Source organism: Neisseria lisongii (assembly GCF_028463985.1).
GTDB lineage: Bacteria > Pseudomonadota > Gammaproteobacteria > Burkholderiales > Neisseriaceae > Neisseria > Neisseria lisongii.
Genome location: NZ_CP116766.1, coordinates 176,550 through 197,894 on the forward strand (window position 1 = coordinate 176,550; position 21,345 = coordinate 197,894).

The window sequence follows — 21,345 nt, forward strand, 5'->3', positions numbered from 1 at the left end:
TGATAAAATAACCGGTGAAACGCCTGATTTTCCATGCAGGGCAAACCTGCGGTGCATGAAAAACGGTGCTTTTGACCGAGACCCTGTCGGGGCGGAATGTGGCGAAACTGTGATTTTAACACAAGCGGCGGGATAAAGTGGAAACGGCTGTAAAATGATGGCGGTTTGGCGGATTTCAATATGGGTTTGAAACAAAATCGGTTTTGGCATAGGCCGCATGGCGGCTGAATGTTGCCGCACCGCTTCAGGCCGTCTGAAAAACAAAAAAGGAATATCATGGATTTAACCCGCTTCGGTAGGAAAGACCACCATTTGTCGGGATTGCTGCAGCAGGCGCAGCAGTGGCGGCTGCTCGATGGCCGGATTAAAGAATTGCTGCCCGCCAATCTGCGCCCCCATTTTCAGACGGCCTGTGTCAAGCAGGGCTGTTTGGTGTTGCTGGCGGCCAACGGCATGGCTTCGTCCCGCCTGAAAATGATTGTGCCTTCATTGCTGCCGCAGTTGCAGCGTTTGGACGACCGGATAGACGAAGTGCAGATTCGGGTGCTGCCCCGTAACAATCCGCCGCCCAAGACCAACCGTTTGCAGTTGAGTACGGCGGCGCTTTCGGCTTTGGAACAGACGGCGCAGCAGGTTGGGGCAAAACATCCCGAGTTGTCGGCGGCGTTGTCGGCATTGGCGGGTAAACACCGCAACGGAAGTTAAATTGTGTAAATAACGTTCTGTGAGTATCGGGGTGATGGGTGATATGGGTGAATGTTTTATGTAAACGGATGTAAAGTCCGGTTGAAATTTTGATTTAGATTAAAGTTTGTAGCAGAATAAAACAGCATACTGACCGCAGTATGGGATAATACTGCAGGAAAATGCCTGTTTTAATCCTTTTTAAACGATTTGACCCTTGATTTAGGAGATTTTGATGAAAGCTTATTTGGCTCTGATTTCTGCCGCCGTAATCGGTTTGGCTGCCTGCTCACAAGAACCTGCTCCTGCCGAGCAGCCTGCTGCCGAAGCTGCTGCTTCTGAAGCCGCTTCTGCCGAAATGCCTGCTTCTGAAACTGAAGCTGCGCCTGCTGCCGAAGCTGAGGCCGCTGCTGCCGATGCTGCTGCACCTGCCGGTGATTGCGCAGTAACTGTTGAATCCAACGACAATATGCAGTTCAACACCAAAGACATTCAAGTCAGCAAAGCATGTAAAGAATTCAGCGTAACCCTGAAACACACCGGCACCCAGCCTAAAGCCAGCATGGGCCACAACTTGGTAATCGCCAAAGCCGAAGATATGGACGGCGTATTTAAAGACGGCGTGGGCGCAGGTCCTGATGCAGACTACATCAAAGCCGGCGACGAGCGCATCGTTGCCCACACCAAACTGATCGGCGGCGGTGAAGAAGACACCGTAACCTTCGATACAGCCAAACTGGCCGAAGGCAGCTACAAATTCGCCTGCACCTTCCCAGGTCACGGCGCTTTGATGTCCGGTACCGTTACTTTGGTTGACTAATCCGACCGAAGCATGATTTGCCTTGCAGCCTGTGTCCGAACACAGGCTGTTTTGCTTCCCGAACCGATTGGAAAAAACATGAATCCTTTTGAAACCCGCAGCGTAACCTTTGCCGAGCCGATTGAAATGCTGTATGCCTGTCACGGCAAAGTACGCCGTTTTTGCAGACAAGTCGGCATGTTGTCGGCCTATCTTGAAGAAAACGGCTGCAACGATGTGGTTTTGCAGAGCATACGCAGTATCCGCCAGTATTTTGATGTTGCCGCACCGCTGCACCATCAGGACGAAGAAAACGATTTTTTCCCGCTGCTGCTGCGTTATGCACCGCAGGCGCAGGAAGGCGTGGACGAATTGTTGCGCCAACACGCCGCACTGCACGACAACTGGCAGGCAGTGGCCGCCGAATTCGAGCGTTTGGAACACGACCGCAGCTACAGGCCGTCTGAAAAAGTGCTGGCAAGGTTTGTCGGCAGCTACGATGTACATTTGGGCATTGAAGAACCGCTGTTCGAGCTGGGCAAACAGTTTGTACCGCAGGAAGAACTGGCAAAAATCGGCGAACGTATGGCCGCCCGCCGCCGCCCGAAGTAAACAAGGCCGTCTGAAAAACAACCATTAATCAAGGAACAACCATGCTGAGTCCCGCAAGTTGCGACTTATTCAATATCCCGTTTTTCCAGTTTGCCCAACTCAAAAAATACCAACCTGAAACTATCGAGCCGTTCAAAGCGGAATACAAAGCCCGCTGGCAGGTGTGGCAGCAGCTGATTCAGGCGGTGGCGGCGGATTTGGGCGAACCGTTTGCGCCGCCGCATATCGAACGCTGGTGCAACGGCTGGCAGGTGCGGGCGCACTTTTTTGCCTATTTCAAATATGCCCAATATCAAAATTCCGCCGCCATTTTATCGGTGCTGCTTAACCGCCGCCGCCTGACCGTCAGTCTGGATTGGCACTGCTACAAAGCCGGCGTGTCGCCGATTGCCTTGCCGCAATACAATCAGTGGCTGGACGGGCTGGACACGCAGCGTTATGCCGATTGGGATATGTGGCACGGCAGTGAGAGCGAATATGCCGACTATGCCCGTGTGGGCGAACAAAACGACAGCCAACGGATTTTGCAAAATGCCGATGATTTTTTCTGCATCGGCAAACACATCGAGCGGGACGATTTGGGCAAACAGGACGAAGAACGTTGGATTGCAGACAGCATCAGGGCATTAACGCCTTTATACGAAGCCTGTTTTAAATAAATATAGTGGGTTCAATTCAAAAGAGGACAAGGCGGCGAGCCGCAGACAGTACAGGTAGTACGGCAAGGTGAGCCAACGCCGTAGTCTTTTGAATTGAACCCACTATAATTTGCGCCTTGACCCGCCAATCCGCTTATCGTTATCATCTTTGTTTCCCGATACAGGCCGTCTGAAAACCTGTTTTCAGACGGCATTCCTTCCTTTTGCAGCGCAGCGGCCAAACACCTGCGCCGCCCGAATATGAAAAAAGAACCATCATGAGCGAAACCCAATCTCTGGCACTGGCAAAAGCACTGATTGCCCGCCCGTCCGTTACCCCCGACGACCAAAACTGTCAGCAGCTTTTGGCAGAACGTCTGCAGAAAATCGGTTTTACCGTTGAAGAAATGAATTTTGGCGACACCAAAAACATCTGGCTGCGGCGGGGCAGCGCCGCACCGCTGGTGTGTTTTGCCGGACACACCGACGTTGTGCCGACCGGCCCGCTGGAAAAATGGGATTCGCCGCCGTTTGAGCCGACCGAGCGAGAAGGCCGGCTGTTCGGGCGGGGCGCAGCGGATATGAAAACCAGCATCGCCTGTTTCGTAACCGCCTGCGAACGATTTGTGGCGGACCATCCCGACCATCAAGGCAGCATTGCCCTGCTGATTACTTCGGACGAAGAGGGCGACGCTTTGGACGGCACCACCAAAGTCGTGGACGTTTTGAAAAACCGGGGCGAAACCATTGATTACTGCGTGGTCGGCGAGCCGACCGCCGTCAGCCGTTTGGGCGATATGCTGAAAAACGGCCGCAGAGGCTCGCTGTCGGGCAATCTGACCGTAAAAGGTAAACAGGGCCATATCGCCTACCCGCATCTGGCGGTCAATCCCGTGCATACCTTCGCTCCGGCGCTTTTGGAACTGACGCAGGAAGTTTGGGATGCGGGCAACGAATATTTCCCGCCGACCAGTTTCCAGATTTCCAATATCAACGGCGGCACCGGCGCAACCAACGTGATTCCGGGCGAATTAAACGTCAAATTCAACTTCCGTTTTTCCACCGAATCAAGCGAAGCGAGCCTGAAACAGCGGGTACACGCCATTTTGGACAAACACCGCTTGGATTACGATATACAGTGGTCGTGTTCCGGCCAGCCGTTTCTGACCCACGCCGGCCGCCTGACCGATGTCGCCCGCAGTGCCATCAGCAAAATCTGCGGTGTCGAGGCCGAATTGTCCACCACCGGCGGCACGTCTGACGGCCGTTTTATCAAAGCCATCGCCAAAGAATTGATTGAACTAGGGCCGAGCAATGCCACCATCCACCAAATCAACGAAAACGTATTGTTGGACGATATTCCCAAGCTCTCCGCCGTTTACGAAGCCATGCTGCAAGCATTGTTGAGCGGGAACGACCATGCCTGATATGCCGTCTGAAAACCGCAATTCCCCCGAGTTGCCCGCTATTTTGACCGCCGCCCCGAGCGGCAGCGGCACGCCTTTGCCGTACAGCCTGATCGACACGCCGCTCGGTACTATGCTCGCCATTTTCGGCAACAAGGGTTTGTGTGCCTTGGAATTTTCAGGACAAAAATGGCTGGATCGGGAATTAAACGCCGTGCAGCAGGCTTACGGCAGCAGCGGTTTTGTCCAAAGCGAAAGCGAATACAGCGGCCTGCTGCGGCAGGAATTGGCCGACTATTTCGCAGGCCGTCTGAAAACCTTCAGCGTGCCGTTGGAAATGATCGGCACAGCGTTTCAGCAGCAGGCATGGCAGGCATTGCTGGCGATTCCCTACGGCGAAACCCGCAGCTACAAACAGCAGGCAGAATTTATCGGCAAACCCAGTGCCGTGCGGGCGGTTGCCGCCGCCAACAGCCAAAACAAAATTTCCATTCTGATTCCCTGTCATCGGGTCATCGGCAGCAACGGCAAACTCACCGGCTACGCCGGCGGCGTAGAACGCAAACAGTTTCTGTTGGCGGTCGAGCAGCGGCAGGTTGAGCCGGATTTATTTGAACAATAATTCACGATATACAAAGGAAGTTTTATGAACCTGAAAAACCGCCATTTTCTCAAACTGCTGGATTTTACCCAAGCCGAAATCCAATACCTGATCGATTTGGCCGCCGAACTCAAAGCCGCCAAAAAAGCCGGTTGCGAACAGCAAAAAATGAAAGGTAAAAACATCGCCCTGATTTTTGAAAAAACCTCCACCCGCACCCGCTGCGCCTTTGAAGTCGCCGCCCGAGACCAAGGCGCAGGCGTAACCTACCTCGAACCCAGCGGCAGCCAAATCGGCCACAAAGAAAGCATCAAAGACACCGCCAGAGTATTGGGCAGAATGTACGATGCCATCGAATACCGCGGCTTCGGGCAGGAAATCGTCGAAGCCTTGGCGCAACACGCCGGCGTTCCCGTCTTCAACGGCCTGACCAACGAATACCACCCTACCCAAATGCTGGCCGATGCCCTGACCATGCAGGAACACAGCCGCAAACCACTGTCGCAAACCGCCTACGCCTACGTCGGCGATGCCCGCTACAACATGGGCAATTCCCTGCTGATTTTAGGCGCAAAACTCGGCATGGACGTACGCATCGGCGCTCCGAAAACCCTGTGGCCGTCTGAAAACATCATTGCTGAAGCCCGTAAAATCGCTGCCGAAAGCGGTGCCAAAATCCTGCTTACCGAAGACCCGCAGGCCGCCGTCGCCGGCGTTGATTTTATCCATACCGACGTATGGGTCAGCATGGGCGAACCGAAAGAAGTATGGCAGGAACGCATCGAACTGCTCAAACCCTATCGGGTTACCCCCGAACTGATGGCCGCCTCCGGTAATCCCGATGTCAAATTCATGCACTGCTTACCCGCCTTCCACAACCGAGAAACCACCGTCGGCGAATGGATTTACCAAACCTTCGGTCTCAACGGCGTAGAAGTAACCGAAGACGTATTCGAAAGCCCCGCCAGCATCGTCTTCGATCAGGCCGAAAACCGAATGCACACCATCAAAGCCGTTATGGTTGCCGCCTTGGGCGGATAATCAAAGGGTTGTTTCACAACAGGCCGTCTGAAAAGTGATTTTCAGACGGCCTTGTTTCTTTCCTGATGGGTCTTACGGAAGGTCAGCGGCGAAACGCCGGTAAGCTGCTTAAACTGGCGGCTGAATGCGCTGTGGTCGGCATAGCCGCACATCACGGCAATTTCGACAATCGGGTGCTGCGTGTCTTTCAACAAGTTCAGTGCCGCTTCCAATCTCATTTTCTGAATCATTTGCAGCGGTGTAATCTGCAACACCGATTTAAACAGCCGTTCCAAACGGGAAACGCTGATGCCGGTGTGCTGCGCAATCAGCGCAACGCTCAGTTTCTGATCCAAATGTTCCCTGATACAGTCCACGGCCGCCGCCAGTTTTTTGTGCCGCCGAAGCTGGTGGCTGTCGTCTGGTGCCAAATCAATCGACACGCCCGCCATCGCCGCAATATTGCCTGCTGAATCGTAAATCGGAATTTTGTGGGTCATGCACCAGCCTAATTGTCCGGAACGGTAATTGTGCAGTTCCAGCTTGTTTTCAATCACTTTCCCCGCCAATACTTTCAAATCCTGCAAAGTGTATTCCAAACCCTGTTGCCCGCTGAAAATTTCGCCCGGTGTCAAACCGATCAGGTCTTGTTTGCTGCTGAAACCCGAACGCTCCAGCAGGGTTTGATTGACTAAAATATATTGTGCCTGCGGATTTTTGATGAAAAAAACCACATGGTTCATGCTGTCGAAAAGCGGCATCAGTATTTCGATGTGCCGGATAAATTGTGCAGGATCGCTGCAGCGGTGGAAATTGCTGATTAATCCAACGGCGGTCGGCGGGTTCATTATTTTCTCCAATATTCTGATTTATTGATGTCTTTGTATCCGAAAACTATAAAACGTTTCCGTCAAAAAAGCCATGCCGTCTGAAAATTGTGCAGAAATCGGCTTTTTTTCGTCAAGAAGCGACAAGAGCCGTTTGAAAAAATCCCGTAATATCAAAAACAGTTTGATTGCCAAGGAATATGCCATGACCGAAACACTGCACACCTTCCACATCATTGATTCCCACACCGGCGGCGAGCCGACCCGTATGGTTTATGACGGTTTCCCCGAACTGCAGGGCGTTTCGCTGCGTGAAAAACTGACAGACTTCCGCAACCGTTACGACCATCTGCGCCGTGCCGTGATTCTCGAACCGAGAGGACATGATGTGATGGTGGGGGCGCTGTTGTGCCGGCCGGAAAATCCGCAGGCAGCGGCCGGCGTGATTTTTTTCAACAACGAAGGTTATCTCGGCATGTGCGGCCACGGCAGTATCGGCGTGCTGGCATCTTTGTTTTATCAGCAGAAAATCACTCCGGGTACGCATCTGTTGGAAACGCCGGTCGGTACGGTAACGGCGGTTTTGCATGAAGACGGCAGCGTCGGCATTACCAATGTACCGTCTTACCGCTATCGAACGAAAGTAGCGCTTGATGTGCCGGAAATCGGGCGGGTTCACGGCGATATTGCATGGGGCGGCAACTGGTTTTTTCTGGTGGACGACCACGGGCAGCGCATCACCGCCGACAATGTACAGCGTCTGACTGAAACCGCATTGCAGATTAAACGGGCTTTGGAACAAAACGGTATTTGCGGCGAAGACGGTGCCGCCATTGACCATATCGAACTCTTCGGCGGCAGCGAAACAGCAGACAGCAGAAGTTTTGTATTGTGTCCCGGCGGCGCATACGACCGCTCGCCCTGCGGCACGGGAACCAGTGCCAAGCTGGCGTGCTTGGCGGCGGACGGAAAATTGCAGCCGCAGCAGAAATGGAGGCAGGAAAGCGTAATCGGCAGCATTTTTGAAGCAGATTTTGTTGCGGCGGAAGGTGAGGATAAGCCGAATGCGGTGATTCCGACCATCAAAGGGCGGGCGCATGTGTGTGCCGAAAGCCGTCTGATTATTCAGGCAGACGATCCGTTTGCTTACGGATTTTAAATTGACCGCAGAACAGTCAGCCTGCTTTGGTATGGGACGCAGAAAATAAACGGTTTCGCAAGATTAAAAACGGCAAATCCGATTTTCAGACGGCTTAGTTGGTGGAGAAAAGGTAATGAAACAGAATGCGCAGGTTTATGTTATCGGCGGCGGCATTGTCGGCTTGTGCAGTGCATTAAAACTGCAAAGTTCGGGTGTGCCGGTGGTGTTGCTGGAAGCGCAGACCGTATGCAGCGGCGCATCATTCGGAAATGCCGGACATTTAGCCTCGGAACAGGTATTCCCGATTGCCGGGCCGGAGGTTATCCGCCGTATTCCCGCCATGCTGCTCGATCCCTTGGGGCCGCTGCGTCTGGATGCCGCCTATTTGCCCCGCCTGATGCCGTGGGCGTTGCGGCTGGTGTGGAATATGCGGCCGCAGGCGTTTGAGCGGATTCATCAGGCATTGCGGCAGATAAACGGTTTGAGTATGGCGGCGTGGCAGCGGTTTGTAGAGGAATGGCAGTTGGCGGCGTATATCCGCTTTCAAGGTTCGCTGTTGTGCAGCGAAACGGCGGCAGGAGTACAGGCACTCCGGCATCACGGTGAAAAACTGGCGGCAATCGGCGTGGCAAACCGTTTTCTGACGCAGTCGGAGTTGGCCGCCGCCGAACCGTCTCTGTCTGCGGCGCAACAGGGGGCATTGCTGTTTCCCCAAACGGGACACGTTACCGATTTGTCGGGCGTTGCAGCGGTGTTGCTGCGGCACTTTTTGGAAGCGGGCGGCACGGTGTACGAGCATTGCCGTGTTCATGCGGCAACCCCGTTTTCAGACGGCATCGTGCTGGATACCGAAGCGGGGCAGTTTAAAGCAGACCATGTTTTACTGGCGGCAGGAGCATTTGCCAAACCGTTTGCCGAACAGCTCACCGGCGTGCGTGTGCCGCTGGATACCGAGCGGGGCTACCACCTGATGTTGCCCAACGAAACCGGCAGGCTGAATCTTCCTGTAACCAGTTGGGAGCGGCGGTTTATCATGACACCGATGGACGGCGGGTTGCGGCTGGCGGGAACGGTCGAATACGCAGGACTGAATGCCCCACCGAATATGGAAAGGGCGCACAACCTGCTGCGGCTGGCGCAGCCGATGTTTGCCCGACCGTTGGACGCAGGCGGACAAAATCCTTGGATGGGATTCAGACCGTCCACCGCCGATTCTTTGCCGGTAATCGATAAAGTCGGGCGGGTATTGTGCAATTTCGGCCACCAGCATTTGGGTTTGACACAGGCGGCGGTCAGTGCCGAATGGATTGCCGATCTGTATTTCAACCGCCGTTGCGCCGCCGATTTGACCCCGTATGCCTTGTCCCGCTTCGGCAAACCGAAGATTTGATTTTCAGACGGCATCATCAGGCCGTCTGAAAATCAGCATTTTAAATTTAATTGACTACACAGGAGCAATTCATCATGGATATGACCGGTATTTTCGTTCCCATCGTTACCCCGTTTGATGCTGACGGGCAGATTGATACCCGACAACTGGCGGAACTGGTGCGGGCATTTGTCGACAAAGGCGTGGCGGGTATTGTTGCCTGCGGCACGACCGGCGAATATTACACCTTCAGCCCACAGGAGCGGGAAACGGTATTGCGTACCGTTGCCGAAGCGGCACAGGGCAGAGTGAAACTGATTGCCGGCATCAACAGCCTTTCCACCGACCATTCCATCGAATTGGCGGAGCAGGCAAAAGCCTTGGGTTATCAGGGACTGATGTTGTCCGCCAATCCCTACAGTTTGCCCGATCAAAACGGCATCGCCGCCCATTTTGAAAAAGTGGCGGACACCGTAAACATGCCGATTGTGATGTACAACTTTCCGGCACGGGTCGGCGTGAATATCGAATTTGAAACCGTGCAGCGGCTGGCACGCCACCCTTCGATTATCGGCATTAAAGAGAGCAGCGGCGACTTCAGTCAGGCATTGCGGCTGCTGCAGGCGGATTTTGAAAATTTCGAAGTAGTGTGCGGCTGCGACGATCAGGCATTGGATTTCTTCTTTTGGGGTGCAAAAAGCTGGATTGCCGGTGCCGCCAACGTGTTTCCCGAAGAACAGGTGGCTTTGCTGAATGCAGCATTGGCGGGTAACTGGGAAGAAGCACGCCGGATTATGCGGGCTATGTATCCTGCGATTCAGTCTATGGAGTCAGGCAACTACAACCAAAAAGCCAAAGCCGGCTGTCTGAAAGGCGAAGCCGACGCAGGCGGCGTGCGCTTGCCGTTGAGCAATATGGCGGCGGATGAAAAACAGGCATTTCTTGCCTTGGTCAAACATGTTTGAGGAGCAGATGATGACACACGTTGTAAGCAAAGAAACCGTATTTGCCCGAGCGGCCGCAGGCAGCCTGTTTGCCGGAAATCTGATTGCCGGAGCAAGTTCGGACGGCACGGTCGATAACACCACGCCGATTGACAACAGCGTTATCGGCAAAATCGGCGATGCCGTCGCTGCAGATGTCGATATTGCCGTTGCTGCCGCCCGCCGCTGTTTTGAAAACGGCGAATGGCGGCAGCTTGCTCCCGCCGAGCGCAAACAGATTATGCTGGCATGGACGGAACTGATGACCCGGCATGCCGAAGAATTGGCAGCGTTGGACTGTATTGATGCAGGCAAACCGATTACCGAGTGCCTGAACACCGATTTGCCGGCGACTTTGGAAACCTTCCGCTGGTATGCGGAAGCGGCAGACAAAGTGTTCGGTAAAACCGCTCCGGCAGGCAATGCTTGGTCGTGGATTGTCAAAGAGCCGATAGGCGTGGTGGCAGCGGTTTTGCCGTGGAACTTTCCGGCGCAGATGTTTGCCTGGAAAGTCGCCCCGGCACTGATTGCAGGCAACAGCGTGATTGTCAAACCCGCCGAGCTGACCTCGCTTTCCGCCTACCGCATGATCGAGCTGGCGCATCAGGCAGGTGTTCCCGCAGCGGCACTGCAAATGGTGTGCGGACGAGGCGAAACCGTCGGTGCCGCCATCGGCAGACACATGGACATCGATATGGTGTCGTTTACCGGTTCGACCGAAGTCGGACGGCTGTTCCTCACTTATGCCGCCCAAAGCAATTTGAAAGAAATCGTGTTGGAATGCGGCGGCAAAAGCCCGCAGATTGTGTTTGAAGATGCAGTATTGGACGAAGCGGCGGTCGGCAATATTCTGTCGGCGGCATTTTGGAATATGGGCGAAAACTGCAGCTGCGGCTCTCGATTGCTGGTACACCGCAGCCGCAAAGATGAATTGGCGGAAAAACTCAAAGCCGGTTTGTCGGGCTGGCGTTTGGGCGACCCGAGAGAAGAGGGCGTGGCTTTGGGGCCGATGATCGAACAGGCGCATTTCGACAAAGTGGCGGCATATCTGCAAACCGCCGAACAGCAAGGCGCACAGCGGATTATCGGCAACGGCGTCCGCACCGATTTGGGCGGCTGGTATATCGAACCGACCGTATTTGACAATGTCCGCCCCGATTCGTCGCTGTTTCAGGAAGAAGTGTTTGGGCCGGTGCTGGCGCTGACGGTGTTCGACAGCGAAGAAGAAGCTGTGGCACTGGCCAATAACAGCGTTTACGGTTTAGCCGCTTCGTTTTACACGCAGGATGTGAAACGGGTATTGCGGGTGGCCTCTGCGCTTCAGGCAGGCACAGTGTCGGTAAACGGTTTTTCCGAAGGCGACATCACCACACCTTTCGGCGGCTACAAACAGTCCGGCTTCGGCGGTCGGGATAAAGGTTTGGAAGCGCTGGAACAATATTGTCAGACCAAAACCGTATGGGTGTGTGAATAAAGCAGGCACGATGCCGTCTGAAAACCGCTTTGTCTGTTTTCAGACGGCCTTGCCCGATAAATTGATGAAAACGGTATCCATTCGACAAAAAACGTATTCCGGCTGAAATACGTTTCAGCCATAAACGGCGATAAAGGAGAAAATCATGGAAAAAATCATCAACGACATAGTCGGCTATATTTGGAGTGATGCGCTGGTTTATCTGGCGTTGGCGGTCGGCATTTATTTCACCGTTGCCACGCGCGGCGTGCAGTTTCGCTATTTGCGGGAAATGATACGCCTGCTGTTTGATAAATCCCATTCCAAACAGGGGATTACATCGTTTCAGGCATTCTGTATGGCATTATCCGGCAGGATCGGTGTCGGTAATATTGCCGGTGTGGCGACTGCAATTTTTTCGGGCGGCCCCGGTTCGGTGTTTTGGATGATTGTGATGGGTCTGTTGGGCAGCGCCAGCGCTTTTATCGAATCGACACTGGCGCAGATTTATAAAGAAGACCTCGGCGGACAATATCGGGGCGGCTCGCCTTACTATATTGCCAAAGGCTTGAAATGGAAACGGTTTGCCGTATTGGCATCGGTTATTACCGGCGTATCCTACGGCGTGCTGGTGCCGGGCGTGCAGGTCAATACAATTACCGACTCTTTTCAGACGGCCTTCGGCCTTTCCGCAGGCGTAACCACGGCGTTGGTGGTGTTGCCCTTGGCGTTTATCGTCTTCGGCGGCATTAAACGCATTGCCCGTTTTGCCGATATTGTCGTACCGTTTATGACGGTTGCCTATCTGGTGATGATGGCCGTGGTGCTGCTGGTTAATTTGCCGAACATTCCGGCGATGTTTGCCCTGATTGTGAAAAGTGCGTTTGGCATGGATGCCGTTTTCGGCGGTATGGTCGGCACTGCGGTATCATGGGGCGTACGCCGTGCGGTATTTTCCAACGTGGCAGGGGCAGGCGAGGCTACATTCAGTTCGGCAGCCGCCGAAGTATCGCACCCCGCCAAACAGGGTTTGGTACAGAGTTTTTCCGTGTATGTCGATACCGTAATGGTCTGCACGGCAACGGCAGTGATGATTTTATCGACCGGAATGTACAACGTTGCCGCCGCCGACGGTTCGTTTTTGGTTGAAAACCTACCCGGCGTGCGTGCCGGAACGGCATTTACCCAAGCCGCCGTGTCCACCGTATTCCCCGATTTCGGCGCAGGTTTTGTGGCATTGGCAGTGTTTCTGTTTGCCTTTACCTGTTTGATTGCTTATTACTATATTGCCGAAACCGCATTGGCCTATCTTGACCAAAAAATGCGTTATCCCCTGATTCGGCCGCTGCTGAAAATCATTTTCTTGGGTGTTTGTGCCTTCGGCGGCATCAAATCCGCCGGTATGATGTGGGCATTGGGCGACATCGGCTTCGGCAGTATGTGTTATTTCAACTTCATCGCCATTGTTTTGCTCGGCAAACCGGCATTCAAAGCCTTGAAAGATTACGACCGCCAGAAAAAACAAGGGCTGGATCCAGTATTCGATCCCGAACGGGCAGGTATAGAAAACGCCGCTTTCTGGTCGGAATATTGCCGACGCAAGCAGGATTAATGCCACTATATATCGACATGTAGATAAGGCCGTCTGAAAACCGGGTTATAGTGAAATAACCTCAAAGCACGACATCGTTGGCTTCGCCTTGCCGTACTATTTGTACTGTCTGCGGCTTGCCGCCTTGTATTGCTTTGGGGTTATTCACTATGTATTAAACCCCGTTTTCAGACGGCCTTGTTTATTCGGATTACCGGTTTTCCGCCAAAACCTGTTTGGCCCAAGCGATGACGGGTTCGTCCACCATTTGCCCGTTTACCTGAAACACGGCTGCGCCGCTGTGTTCGGCCTGTTGCACGACTTCTTGTGCAAAGGCGAGGGTGGCTTCGGTGGGGGCGAGGGCGGTTTGGGTGGCGGCGACTTGTTTGGGGTGGATGCACAATACGCCGCCGAATCCCATGTCGTGCCAGTGGCGGGTGTGGCGGTGCATGATGTCGGGGTTTTGGAAGTCGGGCAGGGTGGTTTCCAGCGGCGGATGCAGGCGGTTGATGCGGCTGTGCAGCAGCAGGTCGCTGCGCAGGCGGTCGAAGAATGCGGCAGCGGCGGGCGAGCCGTAGCGTATGCCCAAATCGTTGGCTAAGTCGAGGCAGCCGTAGGTCAGGGCGAACGTGCCTTTGGCTTGTGCCAGTTCGGCTACCGCCGCCATGCCTTGTGCGGATTCGATGTCGGCAATGACGGGTTTGCCCAGTGCTTGATAAACGCTTTCGATTTCGGCGGCGGTTTCGGTTTTGCCCAATATCACGCCTTTCAGATTCGGGATTTCGGCGGCGGCACGCAAATCGTCGGCGTGGTGCGGGCTGCGTGCGGCATTGAGCCGCAGCCAGAACGACGGGGCATTGCTGCTGCGGGCGTAGGCTGATGTGTGCGTACGTGCGGCGGCTTTGTCGGCGGCGGCGACGGTGTCTTCCCAGTCGATGATGATGTCGTCTGCGCCGCTGGCAAAGGCTTTGTCAAACCGTTCTGGGCGGGTGGCGGGGACGAACAGGAAGATTTTGGTTGGGCGGGACATGGGGGTTTCCTTTGGATTGAGGCCGTCTGAAAACGGGCGTGTTGGGTTTGGAATGTGCTGGAAATTCGGTTGATTTACTATATTTCGCAGCAATTCATTTTTCAGACGGCATAAATTTTGTGTCGGCAATTATTCCTATTCCAAATCGCTTTCAGGCAGGGCGGCGGAACCCATGCGGCGCAGGATGATGTTGGTTTTGTTGTGCAGCCGTTTGCTTTTGGGGTTGTCGGCGTAAAACAGCGGGGCGGGAACTCGGGCGGCGAGTTTGGCGGCCTGCTGTTTGCTCATGGATTCGGCGGGTTTTTTGTAGAAATATTGGGCGGCGGCTTCGGCACCGAAGATGCCGTAATGCCATTCGATGGCGTTGAGGTAGAGTTCGAAAATGCGGTCTTTGTCGGTAACGGCTTCCATCATGGCGGTGATGGCGGCTTCTTCGCCTTTGCGGATATAGCTGCGGCTTTCGTTGAGAAACAGGTTTTTGGCAAGCTGCTGGCTGATGGTCGAGCCGCCGGATTGGATTTTGCCGCTTTTTTGGTTGCGTTTGAGGGCGGATTGGATGCCGCTCCAGTCGAAGCCGTCGTGTTCGGCAAAACGGGCATCTTCAGAGGCAATCAGGGCTTTTTTGAGGTTGGTGGAAATGCGGTTGTAGGGAACCCAGCGGTAGTCGAGTTCGATGTCCCGCCCTTCTCGGGCAAACTGGTTCATGCGCATACTCATAAATGCGGTTTGGTGCGGGGCGACGGCACGGTAGGTGATGATGTTGCCGTAAACGTAGGCGTTGAAGAGAATAAATAGGGCAACGGGCAGGGCGAGCAGCCATTTGAGCAGACGCAACATCAGACGTGTTCCTTCATATAGGCGAAAACCGGACGGATATCGGGTTGGAACCCCCGCCATAATTGGTAGGAAAAGGCGGCTTGGCCGATCAGCATTCCCAAGCCGTCTGCTGTTTGGCGGGCGCCTGATTGGCGGGCAAACTGTAAAAATGTTTCGGCACCGCTACCGTAAACCATGTCGTAGGCGAGGGTGCAGTTTTGGAAAACACCGGCGGCAACGTCGGGAAGCTGCTGGCTGAGGCCGCCCGATGTGCCGTTGATGACGATGTCGAAATGGGCGGCGGGCAGTTGTGCCAAAGGCAGGGCTTCGACACCGAATGCGGCGGCAATGTCGGTGGCTTTGCTGTCGGTACGGTTGCTGATGACCAGTTGTGCCGGATTTTCGGCCAGCAACACGGGAACAACGCCGCGTACTGCGCCGCCTGCACCCAAAATCAGGATTTTTTTGCCTTCGAGCGGGATATTCCGTATTCGGGTGATGTCTTGCACCAAGCCCACGCCGTCGCTGTTGTCGCCGAGAAACTTGCCGCCGCCCAGCGGAATGATGGTATTGACGGCACCGGCGGCTTTTGCCCGTTCGGAATGTTCGTCCACAAAGTGATAAGCATCGATTTTGAAGGGAACGGTTATGTTTGCGCCCAAACCGCCTTCGGCGAAGAAACGGTGTGCCGCTTCATCAAATGCGCCGATTTCGGCGTAAATGCGTTCGTATTCGATGTCGGCGTGTTCCTGCAGGGCAAACTGCTGATGGATTTGCGGCGATTTGCTGTGGGCAATCGGGTTGCCGAATACGGCGTAACGGTCGGACATGGCGTTTCCTTAGCTGCTGAATGTATCTGATGCCGTCTGAAAATGCGGCTCACTCATTTTCAGACGGCATGGATCAGTTTTTTCAGATTGTACGTTGTTTTGACGGTTTTCAAAATATCGGCGTTCACTTTTATTCTGGCAAGATATTTTACTACCGCAGCAACGGCGATTGTGGCACAATAAAACCCGTTCAATTCTTCATTATTTTCGCCACAGGAGCTTTAGAATGTCGATTAAAGATGTAGTAACGATGATAGAAGAAAACGAGGTGCGTTTTATCGACCTGCGTTTTACCGATACAAAAGGCAAACAGCATCATTTTACCATTCCGGCACGCATTGTTTTAGACGATCCGGAAGAGTGGTTTGAAAACGGTCAGGCATTTGACGGCTCGTCAATCGGCGGCTGGAAAGGCATTCAGGCTTCTGATATGCAGATGCGCCCCGATCCCGATACCGCCTTTATCGATCCGTTTTACGACGACACCACGTTGGTGCTGACCTGCGACGTTATCGACCCCGCCAACGGCCAAGGCTACGACCGCGACCCCCGCTCGATTGCCCGCCGTGCCGAAGCCTATCTGAAATCTTCCGGTATCGGCGACACCGCATTCTTCGGCCCCGAACCGGAATTTTTCGTGTTTGACGGCGTAGAATACGAAACCGGCATCAACAAAACCCGTTACGAAATCACCTCCGAATCCGGCGCATGGTCGAGCGGCAAACATCTTGACGGCCAAAATACCGGCCACCGTCCGGCACTCAAAGGCGGCTACGCACCGGTTGCCCCTGTGGACAGCGGCCAAGACCTGCGTTCGGCCATGGTAAACATTCTCGAAGAAATCGGCGTAGAAGTCGAAGTACACCACGCCGAAGTCGGCACCGGCAGCCAAATGGAAATCGGTACCCGCTTCAACACACTGGTGCGCCGTGCCGACCAAACCCAAGACATGAAATACGTGATTCAAAACGTAGCACACAACTTCGGCAAAACCGCCACCTTTATGCCCAAACCGATTTTGGGCGACAACGGCAGCGGAATGCACGTTCACCAATCCATCTGGAAAAACGGCCAAAACCTGTTTGCTGGCGACGGCTATGCCGGTTTGAGTGAAACAGCACTTTACTATATTGGCGGCATCATCAAACACGCCAAAGCGCTCAACGCCATCTGCAACCCTTCGACCAACTCCTACAAACGCCTCGTGCCGCATTTTGAAGCACCGACCAAGCTGGCCTATTCCGCCAAAAACCGCTCGGCCTCAATCCGCATTCCCGCAGTGAGCAGCCCCAAAGCCGTGCGTGTCGAAGCCCGTTTCCCCGATCCGACCGCCAACCCGTATCTGGCATTTGCCGCCTTACTGATGGCAGGCTTGGACGGTATCCAAAACAAAATCCACCCCGGCGATCCGGCCACCAAAAACCTCTACGACCTTCCGCCGGAAGAAGACGCTCTGGTGCCGACCGTCTGCGCCTCTTTGGAAGAAGCCTTGGCAGCATTGAAAGCCGACCACGAATTCTTAACCCGAGGCGGCGTGTTCAGCCAAGACTGGATCAACAGCTACATCGAATTTAAAGAGGAAGACGTCCGCCGCATCCGCATGGCACCGCACCCTCTGGAATTTGAAATGTATTACAGCCTGTAATTTGTTCGGGATTGGGTATTGTGAAATAACTTCAAGCACTGTATTGCTTTAGGGTTATTCACCATGCCGTCTGAAAACGCAGTTTTCAGACGGCATGGTTTGTATTAAGGTTTTAGGCTTAATGGACATTTAGGTTGGTTTTCCAACCATTTTGTCCGTTCAGATACCCTCAGATCCCAAAAAAATTATCAATAAACAGTTTCTTAGTTTCCCTACTAATCTCCGCATGACAGCGCTTTTTTGGTTTTTAACTTACCAAACTTTGCTTCAAGCCGGTTGGCAGTGTTCGGCATCATCAACTCCTGATTCTGCTCATATGTGAATAAATAGCCCGGATTGCGTTTTAGGCTGTTGTAGGCACTTCTCAATCTCTTATGGGTATACCGTTTCTGTCCTCCGTCAGAGCTATACCTGACTTCGTCCAAGTAACTTTTATACCGTCTATGCCACAGCTTCAGTTCCTGTTCAAAGTCGGAATAAGACGCTGTGAACAAACTGTCTGTCAATGCTTTTAATTCTTTCGCTGCAGCAGATTTTGGGCGGCGAGTCAGGTAACGGCGGATGGTTTGCTGTTGATGGAATTGACACAGTTGGAAAGGAATTTCGGGAAAGAGTTTTGCCAATCCTTTAAAAGCGTCTGCAATGATGCTTTGAATATGGATGCCTTTATCCATCACAGCCCTCAATCCTGACTCATAAAGTGCTGCATTTTCTCGGCTGACGCATTGCTTATGAATGATTTGATTATTGAGGCTGTTCATCAATACCATAACGCCGAAACCTCTGCCGAAATAGGTGATATCCATGATGATGTCGGCAACAGGATGCAATTTGACATCAGGTGGCGGTATACTTTGTTTCAGACGGCGTTGTATGGTTTTGATGCTGCATTGATGGCGTGTGCATAGGTTTGTTTGGGATGTATGTATTCGTATAGGAGTTGGCGGCTGTCAGGCTTGTTGGAAACGGGTAAGAATTTGCTGCAGACGGAGCATCTGTATCTTTGTCTGCCTTTTCTGCGACCGTATTTGATGAGGGTGTTTTGACTGCAAAACGGGCATTTTTTACGAACATTGGCAAAAAACTACTGAAATGTCCGTATGGTAAGGCTTTCAGCAGTTTTTACCAACCTAAATGTCCATTAAGCCAGTTTTTAACTTTTTTGTTAAGGATAGGTTGAACAATAATGAGGGAAAAATGATGAAATCTGTTTCGGAAAAGTTATAGTAGGATAAAAATATAATATTTTTGTGTACAAGTAAAATTTTTAATTTAGGAAAAATATGTCATCAGATTTGTTAAATGAAAAGCTGAATTTGGAAACAGCAAAAATCGACTGGCAGATGTTGCAGCCGCATTTTGCCCGTGGTGCTGCGGTGTATGTGGCACCGGATTTGGATTTGATAACCGTGGCTCGTTATGTGGCCGATGATTGCGCAGCAAAATTGTCACCGCTGATGGCAGCAGGTCAGTTTCAGCTTGTCAGTGATGAACAGGCAAAGACGTTTTTAGCGGCTAATCAGGAAATGTGGGCAGTGGTGGTTGCGCCTTGGGTATTGGTGCAACCTGTATTGTGAAGCCACTATAACCATTTAAAATGTAAGCCAAGGCCGTCTGAAAATGCCGAGTTGTGCATTTTCAGACGGCTTTGGTTGTATTCTAAGAATTTAATTCAAACCAGTTCCAACCCGAATTTCAGTCTTTCTGCAAATGCTGCAGCGGTAGGGCGGTGGTGTGTTTGATTTCTTTTAAGACGAAGCTGGATTTGGCATCCTGTACGCCGTGGTGGGAGAGCAGGGTATCTAATACGAAATGCGAAAAGGCGTTCATATCGGTGAAAAAGGCGTGCAGTAGGTAGTCGGTTTCGCCGGTGAGGGCGAAGCAGCTTAAGACTTCGGGCCAGGTTTGGACGGCGTTGGAGAAGTCTTCCCGTGCGTCTTTGGCTTTGCTGATGGATACCCGGATAAATGCCTGCAGGCCCAGTTGGACGGTAACCGGCGAGAGCAGGGCGGCGTATTTGCGGATAATGCCGGCATCTTCAAGCTGTTTGAGGCGGCGCAGGCATGGCGAGGGCGAGAGGGCGACCCGTTCGGAAAGCTCGACATTGGTCAGGCGGCCGTTTTCCTGTAAAACCTGCAGGATTTTTAAGTCGGTTTTGTCTAAAGTGATTTGCGTCATGATGTTTTCTCCTTTTGCAACCGGCTTGGCCGCCGGTATTTTGTGTGTCGTTTATTTGCAAATGATACAGCCGAAATGCCGGTTGGATACGGCATGAATCTGCTTTGCCGTATGGTCGGAACCGGATTGTTTGCAATCTGAATAACGTGCAAACGGCGGTTAAACTGAATAGTATTGGAAATATATTTGATATACAACCCCAAAATAGCCGAAATTTTAAAAATATTCTGTGTTAAGCGGCGGTGTTTTGTTCAGTTTCGTTTAATTTCAGCGGTTTTTGGGTGCGGCGGCGGAAATATTTGGTTCAGGGCTTGCCGAAAAAACAGAATTTCTCCATAATCAGGCTTGTGTGCAGGAGAGTGCTGCGTCTGACTAATGCAGCCACCGAAGGCGCAAATGCCCTTAAATCGCTCAGGTATCAGGGACTGCACGCTGAAATAAAACATCTGGAGAGAGGCACCCGTTGCCCACCGAAGGGGAGAAGGCTCTGAACCACCATTCAGAAATGCGCCAGTGAGCAGACTGCGCAGCCGAAAATCTCAGGTTGAAAGGACAGATAGGGTTATTCCTGCGTTTGCAGGTGTAACAATAATATCGGAGAATGTAGCGATGACTGCCCTGAAAACCACCCCGTTCCACCAAGCCCATATCGATGCGGGCGCCAAACTGGTTGATTTTGCCGGTTGGGATCTGCCTGTCAATTACGGTTCGCAAATCGTCGAACACGAAGCCGTGCGCACTGATGCCGGTATGTTTGACGTATCCCATATGCTGGTAACCGATGTTACCGGCGACAAAGCCAAAGATTTTTTCCGCAAACTGATTGCCAACGATGTCGCCAAGCTTTCTTTTGTCGGCAAAGCCCTCTATTCCGCTTTGCTCAACGACAACGGCGGCGTGATTGACGATTTGATTGTGTACCGCACCAACGAAGCCGAAACCCAATACCGTATCGTATCCAACGGCGCAACCCGTGAAAAAGACTCTGCCCAGTTTGCCAAAGTCGGCGAAGCATTCGGCATCAAATTAAACCCTCGCTACGACTTGGGTATGCTGGCTGTGCAAGGTCCGAAAGCCGTTGAAAAACTGCTGGCCGTCAAACCCGAATGGGCGGAAACCGTGAACGGCTTGAAGCCGTTTCAAGGTGCCGATTTGGGCAACGATTGGTTTGTCGCCCGCACCGGCTACACCGGCGAAGACGGCGTGGAAGTGATTCTGCCTGCCGCCGAAGCCGGCGCATTCTTCAAAGCCCTGCATGCCGCAGGCGTTCAGCCTTGCGGCTTGGGCGCACGCGATACGCTGCGTATGGAAGCGGGCATGAACCTTTACGGCAACGATATGGACGACGACACCAGCCCGCTGGAAGCCGGTATGGGCTGGACGGTTGATTTGAAAGACGAAAACCGTGATTTTGTCGGCAAAGCCGCACTTGTAGCCTTGAAAGAAAAAGGCGTTGCCGTGAAACAGGTTGGCCTGCTGCTGGAAAAAGGCGGCATTCTGCGCTCGCACATGGAAGTGGTTACCGACAAGGGCAACGGCGTAACCACCAGCGGCGTATTCTCGCCGAGCCTGAAACAGTCCATCGCCATCGCCCGTGTGCCGAAAGATTTTGACGGCGACGCTGCCAAAGTGATTATCCGCGGCAAAGAAGTGGACGTGCGTGTCTTGAAACTGCCGTTTGTCCGCAACGGTCAGAAACAGTTTGATTAAATCTCAACCCCT

Annotated in this window: 20 protein-coding genes, 2 pseudogenes and 1 riboswitch; of the genes and pseudogenes, 15 read left to right on the top strand and 7 right to left on the bottom strand. The window is 53.0% G+C overall.

What is annotated here, in order from left to right:
* The first annotated feature begins 276 nt into the window (after positions 1 to 276).
* The 7 genes and pseudogenes from PJU73_RS00865 (at position 277) to PJU73_RS00895 (ending at position 5,781) form a co-directional block, all read left to right on the top strand.
* Positions 277 to 705, top strand: coding sequence for a DciA family protein (locus PJU73_RS00865; RefSeq protein WP_237091006.1), 429 nt, complete (start codon positions 277 to 279; stop codon positions 703 to 705).
* 214 nt (positions 706 to 919) lie between these two features.
* The gene (gene azu / locus PJU73_RS00870) at positions 920 to 1,504 is read left to right on the top strand and encodes an azurin (RefSeq protein WP_237091007.1); all 585 of its coding nucleotides are present in this window, start codon (positions 920 to 922) and stop codon (positions 1,502 to 1,504) included.
* 78 nt (positions 1,505 to 1,582) lie between these two features.
* The gene (locus tag PJU73_RS00875; RefSeq protein ID WP_237091008.1) at positions 1,583 to 2,095 is read left to right on the top strand and encodes a hemerythrin domain-containing protein; all 513 of its coding nucleotides are present in this window, start codon (positions 1,583 to 1,585) and stop codon (positions 2,093 to 2,095) included.
* 41 nt (positions 2,096 to 2,136) lie between these two features.
* Positions 2,137 to 2,754, top strand: coding sequence for an HI_0552 family protein (locus PJU73_RS00880; RefSeq protein ID WP_237091009.1), 618 nt, complete (start codon positions 2,137 to 2,139; stop codon positions 2,752 to 2,754).
* A gap of 257 nt (positions 2,755 to 3,011) precedes the next feature.
* Complete coding sequence (gene dapE, locus PJU73_RS00885) at positions 3,012 to 4,160, top strand: succinyl-diaminopimelate desuccinylase (RefSeq protein ID WP_237091010.1); 1,149 nt, start codon at positions 3,012 to 3,014, stop codon at positions 4,158 to 4,160.
* Between the two features lie 91 nt (positions 4,161 to 4,251).
* A pseudogene (locus PJU73_RS00890) lies at positions 4,252 to 4,761 on the top strand (methylated-DNA--[protein]-cysteine S-methyltransferase); the annotation flags it as partial.
* Positions 4,762 to 4,785: 24 nt separating this feature from the next.
* The gene (locus tag PJU73_RS00895; protein ID WP_237091011.1) at positions 4,786 to 5,781 is read left to right on the top strand and encodes an ornithine carbamoyltransferase; all 996 of its coding nucleotides are present in this window, start codon (positions 4,786 to 4,788) and stop codon (positions 5,779 to 5,781) included.
* Between the two features lie 41 nt (positions 5,782 to 5,822).
* Here the strand turns inward: PJU73_RS00895 and PJU73_RS00900 are convergent, their stop codons facing one another.
* A complete protein-coding gene (locus tag PJU73_RS00900) occupies positions 5,823 to 6,608 on the bottom strand; it encodes an AraC family transcriptional regulator (protein WP_237091012.1) in 786 nt (261 codons plus the stop codon).
* A gap of 184 nt (positions 6,609 to 6,792) precedes the next feature.
* Here PJU73_RS00900 and PJU73_RS00905 point away from each other — a divergent pair, with 184 nt between their 5' ends.
* The 5 genes from PJU73_RS00905 (at position 6,793) to PJU73_RS00925 (ending at position 13,145) form a co-directional block, all read left to right on the top strand.
* Positions 6,793 to 7,746, top strand: a complete 954-nt coding sequence (locus tag PJU73_RS00905) for a 4-hydroxyproline epimerase (protein ID WP_237091013.1) — start codon at positions 6,793 to 6,795, stop codon at positions 7,744 to 7,746.
* Positions 7,747 to 7,861: 115 nt separating this feature from the next.
* Complete coding sequence (locus PJU73_RS00910; RefSeq protein WP_237091014.1) at positions 7,862 to 9,118, top strand: NAD(P)/FAD-dependent oxidoreductase; 1,257 nt, start codon at positions 7,862 to 7,864, stop codon at positions 9,116 to 9,118.
* A gap of 74 nt (positions 9,119 to 9,192) precedes the next feature.
* Complete coding sequence (gene dapA / locus PJU73_RS00915; RefSeq protein ID WP_237091015.1) at positions 9,193 to 10,062, top strand: 4-hydroxy-tetrahydrodipicolinate synthase; 870 nt, start codon at positions 9,193 to 9,195, stop codon at positions 10,060 to 10,062.
* Positions 10,063 to 10,069: 7 nt separating this feature from the next.
* Positions 10,070 to 11,554: an aldehyde dehydrogenase family protein gene (locus tag PJU73_RS00920; RefSeq protein WP_237091016.1), complete on the top strand. Its 1,485-nt coding sequence runs from the start codon at positions 10,070 to 10,072 to the stop codon at positions 11,552 to 11,554.
* A 145-nt stretch (positions 11,555 to 11,699) separates the two neighbouring features.
* A complete protein-coding gene (locus PJU73_RS00925) occupies positions 11,700 to 13,145 on the top strand; it encodes an alanine/glycine:cation symporter family protein (protein WP_237091017.1) in 1,446 nt (481 codons plus the stop codon).
* 190 nt (positions 13,146 to 13,335) lie between these two features.
* On the opposite strand, the gene PJU73_RS00930 is transcribed toward PJU73_RS00925, so the two are convergent.
* From PJU73_RS00930 to aroE, 3 genes are all read right to left on the bottom strand, one after another.
* A complete protein-coding gene (locus PJU73_RS00930) occupies positions 13,336 to 14,154 on the bottom strand; it encodes an HpcH/HpaI aldolase/citrate lyase family protein (protein ID WP_237091018.1) in 819 nt (272 codons plus the stop codon).
* Between the two features lie 135 nt (positions 14,155 to 14,289).
* Positions 14,290 to 14,991, bottom strand: coding sequence for a monofunctional biosynthetic peptidoglycan transglycosylase (gene mtgA, locus PJU73_RS00935; protein ID WP_237091019.1), 702 nt, complete (start codon positions 14,989 to 14,991; stop codon positions 14,290 to 14,292).
* Complete coding sequence (gene aroE / locus PJU73_RS00940) at positions 14,991 to 15,800, bottom strand: shikimate dehydrogenase (protein WP_237091020.1); 810 nt, start codon at positions 15,798 to 15,800, stop codon at positions 14,991 to 14,993. The genes mtgA and aroE overlap by 1 nt, the downstream gene beginning before the upstream one ends.
* A gap of 226 nt (positions 15,801 to 16,026) precedes the next feature.
* Here aroE and glnA point away from each other — a divergent pair, with 226 nt between their 5' ends.
* Positions 16,027 to 17,445, top strand: coding sequence for a type I glutamate--ammonia ligase (glnA, locus tag PJU73_RS00945; protein ID WP_237091021.1), 1,419 nt, complete (start codon positions 16,027 to 16,029; stop codon positions 17,443 to 17,445).
* Between the two features lie 215 nt (positions 17,446 to 17,660).
* On the opposite strand, the gene PJU73_RS00950 is transcribed toward glnA, so the two are convergent.
* The gene (locus PJU73_RS00950) at positions 17,661 to 18,380 is read right to left on the bottom strand and encodes an IS256 family transposase, variant Zn-binding type (RefSeq protein WP_443094053.1); all 720 of its coding nucleotides are present in this window, start codon (positions 18,378 to 18,380) and stop codon (positions 17,661 to 17,663) included.
* Positions 18,305 to 18,496, bottom strand: a pseudogene (locus PJU73_RS09625) (IS1/IS1595 family N-terminal zinc-binding domain-containing protein); the annotation flags it as partial. The gene PJU73_RS00950 and the pseudogene PJU73_RS09625, both read right to left, overlap by 76 nt.
* Before the next feature lie 232 nt (positions 18,497 to 18,728).
* Here PJU73_RS09625 and PJU73_RS00955 point away from each other — a divergent pair.
* Complete coding sequence (locus PJU73_RS00955; protein ID WP_237091023.1) at positions 18,729 to 19,022, top strand: DUF2288 domain-containing protein; 294 nt, start codon at positions 18,729 to 18,731, stop codon at positions 19,020 to 19,022.
* 118 nt (positions 19,023 to 19,140) lie between these two features.
* Here the strand turns inward: PJU73_RS00955 and PJU73_RS00960 are convergent, their stop codons facing one another.
* Positions 19,141 to 19,623, bottom strand: coding sequence for an Lrp/AsnC family transcriptional regulator (locus tag PJU73_RS00960; protein ID WP_237091024.1), 483 nt, complete (start codon positions 19,621 to 19,623; stop codon positions 19,141 to 19,143).
* A 342-nt stretch (positions 19,624 to 19,965) separates the two neighbouring features.
* A riboswitch (glycine riboswitch) is annotated at positions 19,966 to 20,061 on the top strand.
* 171 nt (positions 20,062 to 20,232) lie between these two features.
* Between PJU73_RS00960 and gcvT the strand changes: the two genes are divergently transcribed.
* A complete protein-coding gene (gcvT, locus tag PJU73_RS00965; RefSeq protein WP_237091025.1) occupies positions 20,233 to 21,333 on the top strand; it encodes a glycine cleavage system aminomethyltransferase GcvT in 1,101 nt (366 codons plus the stop codon).
* Positions 21,334 to 21,345 lie beyond the last annotated feature (12 nt).

Coding starts and splice junctions, on each gene's coding strand:
- PJU73_RS00865 (WP_237091006.1), top strand. CDS start 277: ATGGATTTAACCCGCTTCGGTAGGAAAGACCACCATTTGTCGGGATTG.
- azu (WP_237091007.1), top strand. CDS start 920: ATGAAAGCTTATTTGGCTCTGATTTCTGCCGCCGTAATCGGTTTGGCT.
- PJU73_RS00875 (WP_237091008.1), top strand. CDS start 1,583: ATGAATCCTTTTGAAACCCGCAGCGTAACCTTTGCCGAGCCGATTGAA.
- PJU73_RS00880 (WP_237091009.1), top strand. CDS start 2,137: ATGCTGAGTCCCGCAAGTTGCGACTTATTCAATATCCCGTTTTTCCAG.
- dapE (WP_237091010.1), top strand. CDS start 3,012: ATGAGCGAAACCCAATCTCTGGCACTGGCAAAAGCACTGATTGCCCGC.
- PJU73_RS00895 (WP_237091011.1), top strand. CDS start 4,786: ATGAACCTGAAAAACCGCCATTTTCTCAAACTGCTGGATTTTACCCAA.
- PJU73_RS00900 (WP_237091012.1), bottom strand. CDS start 6,608: ATGAACCCGCCGACCGCCGTTGGATTAATCAGCAATTTCCACCGCTGC.
- PJU73_RS00905 (WP_237091013.1), top strand. CDS start 6,793: ATGACCGAAACACTGCACACCTTCCACATCATTGATTCCCACACCGGC.
- PJU73_RS00910 (WP_237091014.1), top strand. CDS start 7,862: ATGAAACAGAATGCGCAGGTTTATGTTATCGGCGGCGGCATTGTCGGC.
- dapA (WP_237091015.1), top strand. CDS start 9,193: ATGGATATGACCGGTATTTTCGTTCCCATCGTTACCCCGTTTGATGCT.
- PJU73_RS00920 (WP_237091016.1), top strand. CDS start 10,070: ATGATGACACACGTTGTAAGCAAAGAAACCGTATTTGCCCGAGCGGCC.
- PJU73_RS00925 (WP_237091017.1), top strand. CDS start 11,700: ATGGAAAAAATCATCAACGACATAGTCGGCTATATTTGGAGTGATGCG.
- PJU73_RS00930 (WP_237091018.1), bottom strand. CDS start 14,154: ATGTCCCGCCCAACCAAAATCTTCCTGTTCGTCCCCGCCACCCGCCCA.
- mtgA (WP_237091019.1), bottom strand. CDS start 14,991: ATGTTGCGTCTGCTCAAATGGCTGCTCGCCCTGCCCGTTGCCCTATTT.
- aroE (WP_237091020.1), bottom strand. CDS start 15,800: ATGTCCGACCGTTACGCCGTATTCGGCAACCCGATTGCCCACAGCAAA.
- glnA (WP_237091021.1), top strand. CDS start 16,027: ATGTCGATTAAAGATGTAGTAACGATGATAGAAGAAAACGAGGTGCGT.
- PJU73_RS00955 (WP_237091023.1), top strand. CDS start 18,729: ATGTCATCAGATTTGTTAAATGAAAAGCTGAATTTGGAAACAGCAAAA.
- PJU73_RS00960 (WP_237091024.1), bottom strand. CDS start 19,623: ATGACGCAAATCACTTTAGACAAAACCGACTTAAAAATCCTGCAGGTT.
- gcvT (WP_237091025.1), top strand. CDS start 20,233: ATGACTGCCCTGAAAACCACCCCGTTCCACCAAGCCCATATCGATGCG.